The organism is Pseudomonas sp. MSSRFD41 (assembly GCF_014230245.1).
GTDB classification, from domain to species: Bacteria; Pseudomonadota; Gammaproteobacteria; order Pseudomonadales; family Pseudomonadaceae; genus Aquipseudomonas; species Aquipseudomonas piscis.
In genome coordinates, this window is sequence record NZ_JACKZK010000019.1 from 68557 (window position 1) to 84784 (window position 16228).

At 67.7% G+C, this 16228-nt stretch carries 13 protein-coding genes; 9 read left to right on the forward strand and 4 right to left on the reverse strand.

Annotated features, from left to right (window positions below; all coding sequences use genetic code 11):
• Positions 1-165: 165 nt before the first annotated feature.
• From H7A76_RS24105 to H7A76_RS24115, 3 genes are all read left to right on the forward strand, one after another.
• The gene (locus H7A76_RS24105) at positions 166-573 is read left to right on the forward strand and encodes a cytochrome c5 family protein (RefSeq protein ID WP_185700812.1); all 408 of its coding nucleotides are present in this window, start codon (positions 166-168) and stop codon (positions 571-573) included.
• Positions 574-676: 103 nt separating this feature from the next.
• A complete protein-coding gene (locus H7A76_RS24110; RefSeq protein ID WP_409519204.1) occupies positions 677-1987 on the forward strand; it encodes a D-arabinono-1,4-lactone oxidase in 1311 nt (436 codons plus the stop codon).
• Between the two features lie 85 nt (positions 1988-2072).
• Positions 2073-3281, forward strand: a complete 1209-nt coding sequence (locus H7A76_RS24115) for a DSD1 family PLP-dependent enzyme (RefSeq protein ID WP_185700845.1) — start codon at positions 2073-2075, stop codon at positions 3279-3281.
• Between the two features lie 160 nt (positions 3282-3441).
• On the opposite strand, the gene H7A76_RS24120 is transcribed toward H7A76_RS24115, so the two are convergent.
• Positions 3442-4389, reverse strand: a complete 948-nt coding sequence (locus tag H7A76_RS24120) for a transporter (protein ID WP_185700813.1) — start codon at positions 4387-4389, stop codon at positions 3442-3444.
• A gap of 261 nt (positions 4390-4650) precedes the next feature.
• Here H7A76_RS24120 and H7A76_RS24125 point away from each other — a divergent pair, with 261 nt between their 5' ends.
• Both H7A76_RS24125 and H7A76_RS24130 read left to right on the forward strand, forming a co-directional pair.
• Positions 4651-5685 carry an AraC family transcriptional regulator gene (locus H7A76_RS24125; protein ID WP_185700814.1) on the forward strand — a complete coding sequence of 345 codons (1035 nt, stop codon included), beginning with the start codon at positions 4651-4653 and terminating at the stop codon, positions 5683-5685.
• 205 nt (positions 5686-5890) lie between these two features.
• A complete protein-coding gene (locus H7A76_RS24130; RefSeq protein ID WP_185700815.1) occupies positions 5891-6775 on the forward strand; it encodes a Dyp-type peroxidase in 885 nt (294 codons plus the stop codon).
• 37 nt (positions 6776-6812) lie between these two features.
• On the opposite strand, the gene H7A76_RS24135 is transcribed toward H7A76_RS24130, so the two are convergent.
• From H7A76_RS24135 to H7A76_RS24145, 3 genes are all read right to left on the reverse strand, one after another.
• A complete protein-coding gene (locus tag H7A76_RS24135; protein ID WP_185700816.1) occupies positions 6813-7994 on the reverse strand; it encodes an MFS transporter in 1182 nt (393 codons plus the stop codon).
• Entirely contained in the window at positions 7991-9115 is a 1125-nt protein-coding gene (locus H7A76_RS24140; RefSeq protein WP_221775362.1) for a class II histone deacetylase, read from the reverse strand. Before H7A76_RS24140 ends, H7A76_RS24135 begins: the two co-directional genes overlap by 4 nt.
• A 189-nt stretch (positions 9116-9304) precedes the next feature.
• Entirely contained in the window at positions 9305-10105 is an 801-nt protein-coding gene (locus tag H7A76_RS24145) for a LuxR family transcriptional regulator (protein ID WP_185700817.1), read from the reverse strand.
• A gap of 193 nt (positions 10106-10298) precedes the next feature.
• Here H7A76_RS24145 and lexA point away from each other — a divergent pair, with 193 nt between their 5' ends.
• Genes lexA through H7A76_RS24165 form a run of 4 tightly spaced genes read left to right on the forward strand, consistent with a single transcriptional unit; the run spans position 10299 to position 16102 of the window.
• On the forward strand, positions 10299-10916 hold the full coding sequence (gene lexA / locus H7A76_RS24150; protein WP_185700818.1) for a transcriptional repressor LexA: 618 nt from the start codon (positions 10299-10301) through the stop codon (positions 10914-10916).
• The gene (imuA, locus tag H7A76_RS24155) at positions 10916-11533 is read left to right on the forward strand and encodes a translesion DNA synthesis-associated protein ImuA (protein WP_185700819.1); all 618 of its coding nucleotides are present in this window, start codon (positions 10916-10918) and stop codon (positions 11531-11533) included. The genes lexA and imuA overlap by 1 nt, the downstream gene beginning before the upstream one ends.
• 7 nt (positions 11534-11540) lie before the next feature.
• Positions 11541-12956 (forward strand): Y-family DNA polymerase, encoded by a 1416-nt coding sequence (locus tag H7A76_RS24160; protein ID WP_185700820.1) that lies wholly within the window; start codon positions 11541-11543, stop codon positions 12954-12956.
• Positions 12953-16102 (forward strand): error-prone DNA polymerase, encoded by a 3150-nt coding sequence (locus H7A76_RS24165; protein ID WP_185700821.1) that lies wholly within the window; start codon positions 12953-12955, stop codon positions 16100-16102. The genes H7A76_RS24160 and H7A76_RS24165 overlap by 4 nt, the downstream gene beginning before the upstream one ends.
• Positions 16103-16228 lie beyond the last annotated feature (126 nt).

The following is a 16228-nucleotide window of genomic DNA, read 5'->3' on the forward strand; positions in this document are numbered from 1 at the left end:
GGCGGTCCGAGCACAGGCCGGGCGCTCTGGCCGGCTGTCCGGCCAAGTCCCCTTGGCTGGCCGCCAATGCCCTCAACCCGGGGGCTCCGGTGCCTTAGTGTTGCCCTGTGAGGTGGATCCCATGGCCGGGATCGACCCTTTGCCCGGCTGCCCCGAGGACTGCCTATGCCCAGCGTCACCCTTGTGTTTTTCCCCCCGTTGCGGCGCTTGCTCGCCCCGGCCTGTCGCGGCGCCCTGGTACTGGCCCTGGGCTTGTCCCTGGGCGCTTGCGGCGATGCCGAGCCGCCGGCTTCCGGGCGCGTTGACGCGACCCGCCAGAGCCCGGCCGACCCGGACCTGGCGCGGATCTACGACAGCAGTTGCAAGCTGTGCCATGCCAACCCGGCTTCCGGCGCGCCGCTGGCCGGCGATGCCAAGGCCTGGGCCCCGCGGCTGGCCCAGGGCGCCGATACCCTGCTGGACCACAGCATCAACGGTTACCAGGGCATGCCGCCCATGGGCCAGTGCATGCAGTGTTCCGAAGAGCAGTTCCTGGCGCTGATCCGCTTCATGTCCGGCCATTCATTCCAATAAAAATACAAGGTCACCTTCCATGGTCATGCACCTCTCTCGCCGTCGCCTGTTGCAAGGGGCCGGCGCCCTCGGCGCATTCACCGCGCTGTGCAGCAACCCGCTGATGGCCGAACTGGTCCGCGCCCCGCGGCTGATTCCCTGGCGCAACTGGTCCGGCGCGCAAAGCTGCCTGCCCGAGGCACGCCTGGCGCCCAAGGACCTGGACGAGCTGGTCCAGGTGATCCGCAAGGCCCCGGGCAAGATCCGTCCGGTGGGCTCGGGGCACTCCTTCAGCGCCCTGGTGCCCACCGACGGCACCTTGCTCTCCCTGGCCTATTTCAACGGCCTGCTGGAGCACGATCCCAAGACCCTGCAGGCGGAGTTCGCCGGCGGTACGCCGATGTCGCTCATGGGGCCGGCGCTCAAGGCGGTGGGGCAGGCTCTGTGGAACATGGCCGATATCGACTACCAGACCCTGGCCGGGGCGATTGCCACCTCGACCCATGGCACCGGGGTCGGCTTCGGTTCCTATTCGAGCCAGGTCTGCGGGTTGCAACTGGTGACCGCCGCTGGCCAGGTGCTGGACTGCGACCGCCAGCGTAACGCCGAGGTGTTCCATGCCGCGCGGGCGTCCCTGGGGGCGCTGGGGGTGACGACCCGGGTGCGCTTGCAGAACCGCGAGGCCTATCGCCTGCGGGAGAAGCAGTGGATCGCCAAGACCGACGAACTGCTGGAGGACATGGACCACCTGACCCGCAGCAACCAGCACTGGGAAATGCTCGTGGTCACCCATTCCGACTACGCCCTGGCGGTGGCGCTGAACGAAACCACGGACCCGGCCACCGCGCCTCGCGATCCGGCCGAGGAGGGCGGCAACGAGTTCGTCAGCCTGATCGAGAACCTGGACAAGTACGTCAGCGATTTTCCCGACACCCGGCGCCACCTGCTCAATAGCCTGCGCTGGCTGGCGAGCTTCGATGAACGGGTGGGCGATTCCTACCAGGTCTACGCCAACGTGCGCAGCGTGCGCTTCAACGAGATGGAGTACTCGGTGCCGGCGCACCTGGGGCCGGCCTGCCTGCGCGAGATCCTCGCGCTGATCCATGACAAGGACCTGCGCACCTGGTTTCCCATCGAGTACCGCTACGTCAAGGCCGACGACATTCCCCTGAGCATGTTCGAGGGGCGCGACAGTTGCTCGATCTCGGTGCACCAGCACTACAGCATGGACCACCACAACTTCTTCGCCGCGGTGGAGCCGATCTTCTGGAAGTACCAGGGGCGCCCGCACTGGGGCAAGCACCACAGCCTCAACGCCCGCCACCTCCAGGCGCTGTACCCGCAATGGCAGGCTTTCGCCAAGGTGCGCCAGGAGCTGGACCCACGCGGCACATTCATCAACGCCCACCTGGCCTCGGTGCTGGGGGTGGCATGAAGCGGAGATCAGCACCATGAACCGTCGTCGTTTCATGGCCGGCACCCTGGGGGCCGGCGTCTTGTTGGCGGGTGTCGGCGCCTGGCTGCGGCCGGGCGAGCGGGGCGCGCCCTACGATGCCTATTTCGCCGGGCTCAATCGCGAGCTCAAGGCCAACGGGCCGATGCAGCCGGTGATGCTGATCGACCTCGATCGCCTGGACCACAACATCGACGTGGTCAAGCAATCGGTGCAGCGCGGCGGCAAGCACCTGCGCCTGGTGGAGAAATCACTGCCGTCGCCCGGGCTGCTGGCCTATATCGCCCAGCGTGCCGGGACCCGGCGCTTGATGTCGTTCCACCAGCCGTTCCTCAACCACGATGCCCAGGTCTTCGCCGACGCCGACATCCTCCTGGGCAAGCCGCTGCCGGTGCGCGCCGCCGAATTGTTCTACCAGCAGCACCAGGGCCCGTTCGATCCGGCCCGGCAACTGCAATGGTTGCTGGATACTCCCGAGCGCCTGCAGCAATACCTGGCGCTGGCCCAGGGCCTGGGCACCAGGATGCGCATCAATATCGAGCTGGATGTGGGCCTGCACCGTGGCGGGGTGGCGGACAACGCGGCCCTGGGGCGGATGCTGGCGTTGATCGCCGCTCACCCGCAGCACCTGGAGTTCGCCGGGTTCATGGGGTACGACCCGTTCGTCGACATGGGCGTGCCGGGGATCCTCGGCTCGCCGGAAGGTCTGTTCGCCAAGGTCATGGCGATCTACACAGGCTTCGTCGACTTCACCCGCCAGCAGTACCCGGCGCTGTGGCGCGCGGGCCTGACCCTGAACACGGCCGGCAGCCCCAGCTATCGGCGGCACGAGCAGGAATCCCTGAGTACCGAGGTCTCGGTGGGCACGGCGATGCTCAAGCCCAGCCACTACGACCTGCCATCCCTGGAACAGCACCAGCCGGCGGCGTTCATCGCCACCCCGGTGCTCAAGAGCACCGGGCCGGTGCGGATCCCGGCCCTGGATGACAAGTCACGGCTGTTGTCCTGGTGGGACAGCAACCAGCGCGAGACCTTCTTCATCTACGGCGGGCACTGGCTGGCGGATTTCGAATCGCCGGCGGGCTTGCAGAGCAACGGCCTGTTCGGTCGCAGCTCCAACCAAGAAATGGTCAACGGCTCAAGCGCCGTGGGCCTGGCGGTGGACGACCATATCTTTCTGCGCCCGCAGCAGAGCGAAGCGGTGTTGCTGCAGTTCGGCGACCTGCTGGCCCTGCGCGGCGGGCGCATCGTCGAGCGCTGGCCGGTCTACGCCTGACCCCCATGACAGCGGCTACCCGAAGCCTGTAGCCGCTGTCGAGCCACGGCGAGGCTGCGCCAAGGTCCGCAGGACCTTCAGCGATGCCCGGACCGCCGTGGCCTTGCAGGCCATGCGCAGCCTGCGGCGGCTGCACGAAACCGGCAGCCGCCGAGCGGGCTCACAGGGCGAAAGGAATGGTCAGCTTGGCCCAGAGCATGTCGCCCTCGGGGCGGTTCTCCACATCGAACTCCTTGGCCCAGCGGATCTCGGCGCTGGCGTACTTGAGAAACCGCAGGTGCAGCGCCGGGCCGATGGCGAATACCTGGCCGCGCACGCCGTCGCTGACGTCCTCGCCCATGAAGGTCACGGTCTTGCCGAACTGCTTGTCGTCGGTGGTCTGCTTCAGGTAATAGCCGTTGAGCCCCAGGCTCAGGTCGTCGGTCACCCGGTAGCTGGCCGAGTAGTCGAAGTGGAAGATCTGCCCGGAGCGGTAGTGGGTGGCGTGGTTCTCCTTGTTGAAGCTGTAGGTGCTCTTGAACGACAGCTCGGTGCGCTCGGTGGGCAGCCAGGTCATGGAGAACAGAGGCTTGTAGGTGGTGAAGTTGTTGCTGGTGTTGGCCATCCGCTCCTTGTCGTATTCGCCTGTGGGCAGGGTCACCTCCACGGCCGCGGCCAGAGTCAGGTCGGGGCCCATGTCCCAGAGGATGATCGGCGCCAGGGTGGTGTCGCCCATGCTCTCGCGGCGGTCGCTCTGGCCGAACATCGCCACCTGCTGGCGCAGGTAGGGCTGGGCCGCGTAGCCGCCCAGGCGCCCGCCGAAGATGCGTATCGGGCTGAGGTAGTCCAGGCGCGGGATGATCGCGTCGGAGGTGATCTTGACCCCCGGGACCTTGCCGCCCATGGAGCTGATGTCGAGCTTCTTCGCCTGGTAGTGGTTGTAGTAGAGGTTGAAGGAGAACATGTGGTCCGGAAGCTGGTCGGACCCTAGCGGCAGGACGTAGAAACCGTCGGTGCCGGGACCTATGTTGTCGACGCCGGACTCGGTGGCCTGGACGCTCACGCAGCACGTGGCCAGGACCAGGGCCAGGCCTGGGCGCAGGGGAAAACTGGGACGGGTCGGGTGCATGGTTGGGCTCATTCTTATTGTTAGTAGGAGGGCAGCGGCGGGGGCACCGGCCGCCCCATAGAAATAAGCCCTGGCCGGTTCGTGGGGCAGGGTATTGGCGGCCACCCAGGGGGACTTTGTCGGACACTTTGCAATGCCTTGTTACATTCCTCCGCCAAAGCCTGTGGGAAGGGATATGCTTGGCCTGGCCGGTGCAGCCTTGGCAGCGGTGTTGTCCCGACAAAATAAGAACAGCCGCCCAAGCGGCCCGGAATCGCCTCCATGAACAAAGCCGTCGATCCCCATGACCAGCTGGCACTGGTTTCACCTTTCCTGTTGCAGACCCTGGCCGATGTCGCCAACGACAAGGGCATCAGCGCCGAGCGCCTGTGCCGGGGCCTGGGCTTCACCCAGGAGGACCTGCAGGACCCGACCCTGCGCATCTCCTACCGCCAGGCGGTGGCGATGATCGAACGGGCCCTGGACGCGTTGCCCCAGCAAGGGCTGGGGCTCTGGGTCGGCAGCCGCAACGTGCTGGGCACCCTGGGCCTGCTGGGCCATGCCCTGTCCCTGTGCCGGACCCTGGGCGACGCCTTCGAACTGGGCATCCGTCACCAACACACCTCGGGCACCATCGTCAGTGCCGATATCGGGCGCCAGGGCGAGGAGTTCTTCGTCGAGCTGCAATGCCGGTTGCCCTACGGCGAGGTGCAGATCTTCGCCGCCGAGGAGTTCTTCGCCAGTTTGCTGATCTATGGCCGGGCGCTGTTGAGCGCTGACTTCCAGGCGCTGCGGGTGGAGTTCATGCATGCCGCGCCGGCCTATGCCGGGCTCTATACCCAGTTGCTGGGACCGAACGTGCACTTCGGTTGCCTGCACGCGCGCATGGTGATCGAGGCCCGCTGGTTGCAGGCGCCGCTGCCCAACCACCATCCGGTGGCGCTGCGCCAGGCCCTCAAGCTGCTGGAGCTGGAAAGCGCCCAGGTGCACCAGAAGATGGACCTGATCCAGGCGGTGGAGCGGGCCTTGTCCCGGGATTTGCGCTCCGGCAGCCATATCGAGCAGGTGGCGGGGGACCTGAACATGAGCGGGCGCACCCTGCGCCGGCGCCTGACCGAGCACGGCCTGACCTTCGAGACCCTGCTGGAACGGGTGCGCCAGGCGCGGACCCTGAACCTGCTGGGCAACCCCGAACTGTCCATCGAGCGCATCACCGAAGAGGTGGGCTACAGCGACGTGCGCAGCTTTCGCCGGGCCTTCAAGCGCTGGACCGGCCTGAGCCCCAGCGCCTTTCGCGAAGACGCGGCGTTGCATTGAGCGGGTCTGGCGTTTCTGCGGCCGCTGCGCGCCCGTACGCAGCCTGCGGCAGCGGCTACGCGAATCCGGTGTAGCCGCTGTCGAGCCAGGGCGAGGCTGCGTCAAGGGCCGCGGGCCCTTCAGCGATCGCAAGATCCAGGTGATCCTGCGGGTCGCGCACGGCCTGCGGCGGCGGTAAACTCCGCGCTTTCATTCAGGAGTTCCCATGAGTTACTACCAGTCCGGCATCCTCGCTGCCCCCGTTCCGTCCCAGGCCCGCCACCTGTTTTTCGCCCTCGAGTCCATCGCGGCGTTGCCCCAGGCGCTCGACCAATTGCTGGCGCGGATCGATGGCGCCAGCGCCGTGGCCGGGTTCGGTGCCTCGCTGGTCAAGGCCCTGGGGGCTCGTGTGCCAGGACTGAAGGCCTTCCCCGGACTGACCGGGGTCGGCGTCGATAACCCTTCGACCCAGCACGCCCTGTGGGTCTGGTTGCATGGCGACGAGCGAGGCGAGCTGATGCACCGCAGCAATGAGCTGGAGGCCGCGCTGGCCCCGGCCTTTCGCCTGGTGCAGATGAACGAGGCCTTCCGCCACAAGACCGGCCATGACCTGACCGGCTACGAAGACGGCACCGAGAACCCCCAGGACGAGGCAGCAGCCACGGCGGCCCTGGCCGTTGGCGAGGCCGGGCTGCGCGGTGGCAGCTTTGCCGCGATCCAGCAGTGGCAGCATGATTTCAAGGGGTTTGCCGCGATGCAGCCCGAAGAGCGTGACAACATCATGGGCCGACGCCTGAGCGACAACGAGGAACTGGACGACGCTCCGGTCTCGGCCCACGTCAAGCGCACGGCCCAGGAAAGCTTCACCCCCGAGGCCTTCCTCGTACGGCGCTCGATGCCGTGGCTCGAAGGTGACAAGGGCGGCCTGATGTTCCTCGCCTTTGGCCATTCCTTCAGCGCCTTCGAAGCCCAGCTGCGGCGCATGAGCGGCCTGGAGGACGGCATCACCGATGGCCTGTACCGCATGAGCCGGCCGATCACCGGTGGCTACTACTGGTGCCCGCCACTGCTGGACGGCAAGCTCGACCTGCGCGCCCTGCAAGCGGCCTGACTGGCACTCCACCCCGCCGCCCAGGGGCGCATGGCAGCTAACGCCGATTGCCGGCCAGCGGCAGGATGGCCAGGAACGACAGCGCGCAGATCGCCATGGAGGCCAGCAGTAGCAGGCCAAAGTCCAGGGTGTCGCCCAGCAGCCAGGCGGCGAGGGACGGGCCCACGGCCAGGCCGCCACAAATGGCCAGGTTGGCCAGCACCACCAGCTTGCCGCCCTGGCGGTCGTAGTCGCTGATCGCCGAGAGCAGGAAGGGCAGGGCGAAGGTCCAGGCGAACTTGAAGGCGCAGGCCGCCAGCAGGTAGCGCCAGGTGGAGATCTCGCCGAGCAGGCCGCACAAGCCCGCGGTCATGGCCAGGTAACCCAGGGCCAGCAGCCAGGCACGCCGGCCCCGGGCTCCGATCCAGCTGGCCATGGCCGCGCCCGCCACGCCCATCAATGAAGCCGTCGCCAGGGCGCTGGCACTGTCGCCGGTGCTGATGCCGCGCAGGCGTGCCAGTTCGCCGGCGAAGGTCCAGATGCCGCTGAGGCTCAAGTAGAAAAGAAAGATCGCCAGCATGCCCAGGCAGACCTTGAGCCGCATCGCCTGGGCCTGGCGTGGCGGCAGTGGGCGGCTATCGTCGTGACTCCCGGCGGGCAGGGAAAGCACCAGCGGCAAGATCAAGGCGGTGAACAGCGCGATCAGCAGGAAGAAGCTGGAAACGCCCCAGTGCTCGAACAGCCATGGCATGAACTGCAGGCACAGCGCCGCCAGGACCAGCTGCCCGGTGACCCACAGGCCGAACGCGCGGGTGGCGTTGGGCAAGGTTCCGGCGGTGCCCAGGCACACCAGCACCAGCGCGGCTTCGCTGAAGGCCGTGAGAAATCGCAGGGCGGCCAGGAGGCCGAAGCCGGGGCTCGGCTCGCTCATCAGCCAGGCGCTGAACAGGTTGCCCAACAGGAACAGGCTGCCGGCCAGGCCGGCGATCCAGCGCCAGTCGTAGCGGCGCATCCACAGGTAGGTCGGCAGGGTGGAGATGGCCATGGCGCCCAACTCCAGGCTGAACAGCCAGCCGACCTGGCGGTTATCCATGCCCAGTTCGACGATGTAGCGGCTGGCCAGGGCCGGTGCCGTCAGCAGCACCAGCGGCCCGATGGCGGAGAACAGGAGCACCGCCAGCAGGCGCAGGCGGTCGCGGCTTTGCGCCATGTCGATGGCTGGAGCGGATGGCACGCTCATGAGTCTCGCTCCGGCTGCTCCAGCAGCGGTGAATGCAGGCTGGCCTTGAGCTGGGCGATCCACTGCCGCTGGTGTTCGGCCAGTTCCTGGCCCGGCAGGGCGCGCATGGCGCTCAGGTGGGGATCGGCGATACCGCTTTGCAGGCCGCTGAGGGTCTCGATCACCGCCAGGCCGAAGTACGGCACCGAGTTGGCCTCGTAGCCGCCTTCGTGGCACAGCACCAGGCGCCCGTCGCACAGGCGCTCGGCGGCGAGCATCAGCCGGGTGGTCAGTTTGCGGTAGGCCTCGCTGTGCAGCAGCATGCGGCCCAATGGGTCGTGGGCCCCGGCATCGAACCCGCAGGGCACCAGGATCAGTTGCGGACGGTGGGCGGCCAGGGCCGGCAGCACTATTTCGTCGAAGGCATGCAGGTAGGCGCCTTCCCCTGAGCCCGGGGGGAGCGGGATATTGAGATTGAAACCCAGGCCGGCGCCTGCCCCTTGTTCCTCGACCTTGCCCGAATCCTGCGGATAGTTGCCGTCCTGGTGCAGGGAGAGGGTCAGCACCCGTGGATCGTCCCAGAAAATGCTCTGGGTGCCATTGCCGTGGTGCACGTCCCAATCCACCACCGCGATCCGTTCCAGGCCATGCACCGCCAGGGCTTCATGGGCGGCGAGCGCGGCATTGGCCAGCAGGCAGAAGCCGCGTCCACGGTCGGCTTCGGCATGGTGTCCAGGCGGGCGGACCAAGGCGTAGGCATTGCGCGCATCGCCACGCAGCACCTGTTTGACGGCCTCGATCACCCCGCCGGCGGCGAGCTTGGCGATCTCGAAGCTGCCGCTGCCGAACGGCGTATTGTCGCCGGCGTCGCCACCTTGCCGGTCGCTGAGGCCTTGCAGGTACTGCAGGTAGTCGGCGCCATGCACGCGCAGCAGTTGTTCGTCGGTGGCGGGCCTGGGCTTGATCGGCAGCAGTTGTTCGGTGATGCCGCTGATATCCAGCAGGTTCTTCAGCCGCCGCTTGCTTTCCGGGTTCTCGAAGTGCAGGCCGGGCTGGATCTGCAGGCCGGGGGCGAACAGGCCGGCATGGTTGCCGGTGGAATGCCACATGTAGAGCTCGTGCCAGACAAGTGCCGTTTGCATGGAGTCATTGCCTCTCTGGCGCACGGGAGTACGCCGGTTCTCGGGGTGCTGTCGGGGAGGGTGCGAGCCGAGGTTAGAAAGGCTGGGGCCATCGATAAATACACCCGAGGAGGTAGGGGCGGCAGGCGCTCCTTGGGCGAGCCCCGGGGCAAGTGTTTCCTTCGGAAACAGCCTTGGCCGGGGCGAGCGTCACGCCAGGGCAGGTGGGCGTGAGGCTTGCTTGAGAAACAGGTCGCACAGCTGCATCTGCGAGGACACCGCAAGGCGTGCGTAGATATTGCGTCGATGCACCTTGACCGTGCCGGGGCTGATGCCCAGGTGCCGGGCGATGAGCTTGCCGGGGTTGCCTTGCAGCATCAGGCGCACCACTTGCCGCTCCCGCGGGGTCAGGAGTTCCCCGGCAAAAGTCGCCAGTGCCTGCTCCAGGGGGCTGGTGGTGCTGGGCAGTGCGCGATGCTGGTCGCTGTAGCTGCGCAGCAGGTGCTGGAGGATCGGGTAGATGTTGTGCAGTGCTTGCAGCTCCTGGGTGCTGGCCAGGCAGCGCGAACGCCTGCCGATGGACATGACCAGGGTGGTCTGGGCATCGACGGGCACCAGCACGCCGATTTCATCGGCCAGGTCCAGCTCCTGGTAGTAGTGCCGGTAGTAATCGGTGTCGCGCAGCTGGCAGGTGCGCTGGTTGATGCGCAGGATGCCGCTGGTGCGGCCATCGACGATGGAGCAGGACACCGGGTCCAGGCGGTAGATGTCGTCCAGGTAACGCGCGATGTAGCGTTCGTGCTGCTGGGCGGGATAGTCCTCGTAGAGGATCTGCGGACGGCAGCCTGCGCGATAGGACTTGATGACCACGTTGTCGTGGGCCAGCAAGGACTGCAGGGAGTACGACAGCAAGTCCGGGAACCCCGGGTGGGCGCTGTTCTCCAGCAACCTGGCGAGCATCTGGTGCCAGTCGGCCATTTCCCACTTCGCCAGCGGCTTGGTCAGTTGCATGGGTATCCCCCGTTCGCGTGTTCTGGGCGGCTGTCGGTATTGGCAGCAAATGCAGTGCCATCTCGGGCTTGGCCAAGATTTGCGCGGCGCCCTGTTCGCCAAGGCCCGCCGCTGCTTGCCCGGCGCTCGATCGGACGAGTGGTGTTCAGAGATTTCGTACGATTCTTGTCAGAAAATTCCTATAGGAGTACAAATGTACTCCATGACGACTTTATCTCCCCGGCGCAGTGCCATCCTGACCTTTATCCGCGAACGCATCGCCGATCGCGGCCAGCCGCCGAGCCTTGCCGAGATCGCCGAGGCCTTCGGTTTCGCCTCGCGCAGCGTGGCGCGCAAGCATGTACTGGCCTTGACCGAGGCCGGCTTCATCGAGGTCAACCCGCATCAGGCGCGGGGTATCCGCCTGCTCAACCAGGCGCCACGCCCCGAGCTGCTGGAGATCCCGGTGCTGGGCCGGGTCGCCGCCGGTGCGCCGATCGGCGTCGATGCCGAGATCCACGGCCAGTTGCTGCTGGACCCGGGGCTGTTCTCACGCACGCCCGACTACCTGTTGCGGGTCCAGGGCGACTCGATGATCGACGACGGCATTTTCGACGGCGATCTGGTGGCGGTACGCCGCAGCGCCGAGGCACGCAATGGCCAGACGGTGATCGCCCGGCTCGATGGCGAGGTGACCATCAAGCGCTTCGAGCGCAAGGGCCAGGGCATTCGCCTGCTGCCACGCAACCCGGCCTACCAGCCGATCGAGGTCACGGCCGAGCACGAGCTGTTCATCGAAGGCGTGTTCTGTGGCCTGGTGAGGCAGGGCTGATGGGCGCCGTGGTCGCCCTGGACGCGCTGTTCAATGCCGGGCGGGTCTGGAAGGGCCGCCCGGCGGCCGTGCCCGCCAGTGTGCATGCCACCGGCCACGCGGCCCTGGATGCGGTGCTGCCCAGTGGCGGCTGGCCGGAAGCGGCGCTGACGGAAATCCTCGTCGCCGCCCAGGGCCTGGGCGAGCTGCAATTGCTCTGGCCCAGCCTGGCGCGGCTGGCGGCGGCGGGGGAGCGCATCGTCCTGGTGGCGCCGCCGTTCGTGCCTTTCCCCCTGGCCTGGCAGAACGCCGGGGTGGATCTGCGCCAGTTGTCGATCATCCAGGCCGCAGAGCGCGATGCCTTGTGGGCCGCCGAACAATGCCTGCGCTCGGGCAGTTGCGGCGCGGTGTTGTGCTGGCCGCAACAGGCCGACGACCGGGCCCTGCGGCGCTTGCAGGTGGCGGCCGAAAGCGGCCAGACCCTGGCCTTCGCCTACCGTCCCCTGGAGGCCGCGCACAACCCGTCGCCAGCGGCCCTGCGCCTGACCTTGCAGGGCCATCCTGTGCAGCTGCGGATTCTCAAGTGCCGGGGTGGCCTGGCCCATCCACAACCGATTGCCCTGCAGGCCGGGCACTGAGGTCGACATGCGCTGGGTGTGCATCCTGTTCCCGCAATTGGCGCTGGACGCGGTACTGCGCCAGCGCGCCGAGCCCCAGGCGCCGCTGGCGCTGCTCAGCGGCAGCCCGCAACGCCGAGTGATCCAGGCGGTGAACGACGCTGCCCGCGAGCTGGGGTTGCGTCCCGGACAATCGCTGACAGCCGCCCAGGCCCTGACCCAGGATTTCGCCTGTGCCGAGTACGACCCCCGGCAGATCGATCACTGGCAGCGGTTCCTTGCCGCCTGGGCCTATGGCTTCAGCTCCCAGGTCAGCGTGGCCTATCCGCGCACCCTGGTGCTGGAAATCGAATCGAGCCTGGGCCTGTTCGGGCCTTGGCCACAGTTGCAGGCCCGGCTGCGCCAGGAACTGCAGGCCCTGGGCTTTCGCCATCGCATCGTCGCGGCGCCGAACCCGGCGGCGGCCCGGGTGCTGGCCAATGCTTACGATGGCCTGGTGGTGGCCGACCAGCAGGCCTTGCACCAGGCCCTGGGGCCGATGCCCGTCGAGCGCCTGGGGTTGGCAGCGGAGCAGGCCACGGCCTTGTCGCGCATGGGCGTGCGCAGTTTCGCCCAGCTCCGGCAGTTGCCGCGCCAGAGCCTGGCCCGGCGCTTCGACGCCAGCCTGCTCAAGCAACTCGATACCCTGCTCGGCGAGCGGGCCCTGGGGCTGGCGTTCTACCAGCCGCCGGATCGTTTCGACCTGCGCATCGAGCTGAACTTCGATGTGCAGTCCCACCAGGCGCTGCTGTTTCCCCTGCGTCGCCTGACCGCCGACCTGGCGGCCTTTCTCTGTGGTCGCGACAGCGGCGTGCAGCGTTTTGTCCTGCACCTGGAGCACGCCGAAGGCGCCGACACCCTGGTCCCGGTGGGGTTGCTGGGGGCCGAGCGCGATCCGGCGCTGCTCTTCGAACTGGCCCGTGGGCGCCTGGAGCAGATCCAGGTGCCCGCGCCGGTGCGCAACCTGCGCCTGGTGGTCGAGGACCTGCCACTGTTCGTGCCCCGGCATGTGGAGCTGTTCGAGGAGCGGCCACAGCAGAACCTGCCCTGGGAGCAATTGCGCGAACGGCTGCGGGCACGCCTGGGGGACGATGCGGTGCAGGGCCTGGGCTATCGTGCCGACCACCGCCCGGAGCGCAGTTGGCAGCCCCAGGCCGACCCACGTCCGTGTCCGGCCAACCCGGGCTTGTGCCGCCCAGGCTGGCTGCTGGTCGACCCCCAGCCCCTGGACGAGGGGGCGGTGCGGATCGTCATGGGCCCGGAGCGCATCGAGTCCGGTTGGTGGGACGGTGCCGATGTGCGCCGTGACTATTACCGGGTCCAGACTCGCACCGGCCAGCAGGGCTGGGCTTATCGCCAGGTAGGCGAAGCCGGGCCGCTGTTGCTGCAAGGCTGGTTCGCATGAGCGGCTACGCCGAGCTGCATTGCCTGTCCAATTTCAGCTTCCAGCGTGGCGCCTCCAGTGCCCGGGAGTTGTTCGAGCGCGGCCAGGCCCTGGGCTACCAGGCCCTGGCGATCACCGACGAATGCACCCTGGCCGGTATCGTGCGGGCCTGGCAGGCCGCCCGCGAGACTGGCTTGAAGCTGATCGTCGGCAGTGAAATGCAGGTCGAGGAGGGCCCGCGCCTGGTGCTGCTGGTGCAAGAGCTGGCCGGTTACCAGGCCCTGTGCCGGCTGATCACCCGGGCCCGGCGCCGGGCCGAGAAGGGGGGTTATCGCCTGTTGCAGGAGGACTTCGCCGAGCCCTTGCCCGGGTTGCTGGCGTTGTGGCTGGTCGATGAGAAAGGCGATGAGAAGGGCGACCCCGATGCGGCGTCCTGGTTGCGCCAGGTGTTCCCCGAGCGGCTGTGGCTGGCGGTGGAACTGCATTGCGGCCAGGACGATGCCCGGCAGTTGCAGCAACGCTTGGCCCTGGCCCGGCAACTGCGCCTGCCAGCGGTGGCCTGTGGCGATGTGCACATGCATGTGCGGGGGCGCCGGGCCCTGCAGGACACCATGACCGCGATCCGCCACCACCTGCCGGTGGCCGAGGCCGGGCAGCGCCTGTTCGCCAATGGCGAGCGCCACCTGCGGCCGCTGCCGGTGCTACAAGGCCTGTACCCCCAGGCGCTGCTCGATGAGTCGCTGGTGATCGCCGAACGCTGCCACTTCGACCTCGGCCAGTTGCGCTACCAGTACCCTCGGGAGCTGGTGCCCGAGGGCCACGACGCCGGTTCCTGGCTGCGGGCCCTGGTCCGCGAGGGGATTGCCCGGCGCTGGCCCGCCGGGGCCCGGCCCGAGGTGCTGGCGCAGATCGAGAGCGAGCTGGCGGTGATCGGCGAACTGGGCTACGAGAGCTACTTCCTCACGGTGCATGACATCGTCGCGTTCGCCCGCGAGCGGCACATTCTCTGCCAGGGCCGGGGCTCGGCGGCCAACTCGGTGGTGTGTTTCGTCCTGGGCATCACCGCGATCGACCCGGACCGCTCGGTGATGCTGTTCGAGCGGTTCCTGTCCAGGGAGCGCAACGAGCCGCCGGACATCGACGTCGATTTCGAGCACGAGCGCCGCGAAGAGGTGCTGCAGTACGTATTCCGGCGCTATGGCCGGCATCGCGCGGCGTTGACGGCGGTGGTCAGTACCTATCATGGCGCCGGGGCCGTGCGCGACGTGGCCAAGGCCCTGGGCCTGCCGCCGGACCAGGTCAATGCCCTGGCCGCCTGCTGTGGCCGCTGGAGCGATAGCGCGCCTGATCTGGAGCGCCTGCGCGAAGCCGGTTTCGACCCCGAGAGCCCGTTGCTGCGCCGGGTCCTGAGCCTGACCGGGCAGTTGATCGGCTTTCCCCGGCACCTGTCCCAGCACCCCGGTGGCTTCGTGATTTCCGAACAGCCCCTGGACAGCCTGGTGCCGGTGGAGAACGCCAGCATGGCCGAGCGCACGGTGATCCAGTGGGACAAGGACGACCTGGACATGGTCGGCCTGCTCAAGGTGGACATCCTCGCCCTGGGCATGCTCAGCGCCATCCGCCGCTGTTTCGACCTGATCCATGGCTACCGTGGCCAGCGCTATACCCTCACCAGCATTCCCAGCGAAGACCCGGCGACCTACGCGATGATCGGCCGGGCCGATACCATCGGCGTGTTCCAGATCGAGTCGCGGGCGCAGATGTCGATGCTGCCCCGGCTCAAGCCGAAGAAGTTCTACGACCTGGTGATCGAGGTGGCCATCGTCCGCCCCGGGCCGATCCAGGGCGGCATGGTCCACCCTTACCTGCGCCGGCGCGATAAAAAGGAACCGGTGACCTATCCCTCGCCAGCACTGCAAGAGGTGCTGGTGCGTACCCTGGGGGTGCCGCTGTTCCAGGAGCAGGTGATGCAGATCGCGGTGGTGGCGGCCGACTACACCCCGGGCGAGGCCGACCAGCTGCGTCGTTCCATGGCGGCCTGGAAGCGCCATGGCGGGCTGGAGCCCCATCGCCAGCGCTTGCTCAAGGGCATGACGGGCAGGGGCTACAGCGAGGAATTCGCGGCGCAGATCTTCGAGCAGATCAAGGGCTTTGGCAGCTATGGTTTTCCCGAGTCCCATGCCGCCAGTTTCGCCCTGCTGACCTATGCCAGCTGCTGGCTCAAGTGCCATGAGCCGGCGGCCTTCGCCTGCGCCCTGATCAACAGTTGGCCCATGGGTTTCTACAGCCCGGACCAGATCCTCCAGGATGCGCGCCGCCATGGCCTGGAGATCCGCCCGGTGGATATTCGTGCCAGCGCCTGGGATTGCAGCCTGGAGCCGGACCACCGTTCCGGGCGTGATGAGCAGGGCGCCAGCGCTGGGGCGGCGGGCGCCGCGCAAGGCCGTGCACCTGGCCAGCCGGCCCTGCGCCTGGGGCTGCGGATGATCAAGGGTTTTCGCCAGGAGGACGCCCTGCGTATCGAGCAGGCGCGGAACCAGCGAGCCTTTGCCGATATCGCCGACTTCGGGGAGCGGACCCGGCTCGATCCACGGGCCCAGGAATTGCTGGCCGATGCCGGGGCCCTGCAGGGCCTGGCCGGTCATAGGTTCCAGGCCCGCTGGCAGGTGGCCGGGGTGCAGCAACAGTTGGGGTTGTTCGCCGGCTTGCCAGGCCAGGAGGAGGCGCCGGTGAACCTGCCCCGGCCCAGTATCGGCGAGGACCTGTATGCCGATTACCACAGCCTGGGCACCACCCTGGGCCCCCATCCCCTGGCCTTGCTCCGGCCGCAGCTTACGGCCCGGCGCTGCCGCAGCTCCCGGGACTTGCAGGGGCTGGAGCATGGCCGGGCGGTGAGCGTGGCCGGGCTGGTCACCGGGCGCCAACGCCCGGGCACCGCCAGCGGAGTGACCTTCGTCACCCTGGAGGACGAGTTCGGCAACCTCAACGTGGTGGTCTGGCGCGATCTGGCCGAACGCCAGCGCCGGGTGCTGGTGGGCGCGCAACTACTGCGGGTCGACGGCACCCTGGAGGTCGAGGGCGAGGTACGCCACCTGGTGGCCGGGCGCCTGAGCGACCTGACCCCGATATTGGCCGGGATCAAGGTGCCCAGCCGGGATTTCCGTTGAACGATCAAGGGCTTGGCTGAATACCTGGAAATCCTCTGCCAATCCATTGGCGCCAAGATTTTTTATTCCTTTTCGCGATGATGTCACTTTGGCATAATCGCCACTGGTGACGTCTCCCGCGCCAAG